This window comes from Pantoea sp. Cy-639 (assembly GCF_011752525.1).
GTDB lineage: Bacteria > Pseudomonadota > Gammaproteobacteria > Pseudomonadales > Pseudomonadaceae > Aquipseudomonas.
This window is the reverse complement of sequence record NZ_VWXI01000058.1, coordinates 1-359: the sequence shown is the minus strand read 5'-3', so window position 1 is coordinate 359 and position 359 is coordinate 1. Positions and strand designations below refer to the sequence as shown.

The window sequence follows — 359 nt, the reverse complement described above, 5'->3', positions numbered from 1 at the left end:
TCATGACCTGACTGTGACCCTGTCCAACGGTGCCAAGGTGGTGATCGCTGCTGGCCAGACCGAAGCTGAGTACAAGGCTCCAGCCCAAGGCGATGACGTCTTCAAGGACGGCGAGGCCCTGACCATCAGCATCACCGATGCTTCGGTTACTGGCAAAACCTTCGAGAATCTGGAGCTGGGTGGCGATGCCACCGTCCAGATCACCGATACCATCAGTGAAGTCGTCGCCACCCTGACCGCCGACAAGACCACCGTCGCTGAAGGCGGTGAGATCACTTACACCGTGACCCTGAGCAACGGCCAGGGGCTGCCGGTCAATGGTCACAATGGTCTGACCTTCACCTTGTCCGATGGCACCA

General features: G+C 59.3%; 1 protein-coding gene. It reads left to right on the top strand.

What is annotated here, in order from left to right; all coding sequences use genetic code 11:
• Positions 1 to 13: 13 nt before the first annotated feature.
• A partial coding sequence (locus F3J43_RS23710; RefSeq protein ID WP_166893026.1) for an immunoglobulin-like domain-containing protein occupies positions 14 to 359 on the top strand: 346 nt, incomplete at its 3' end.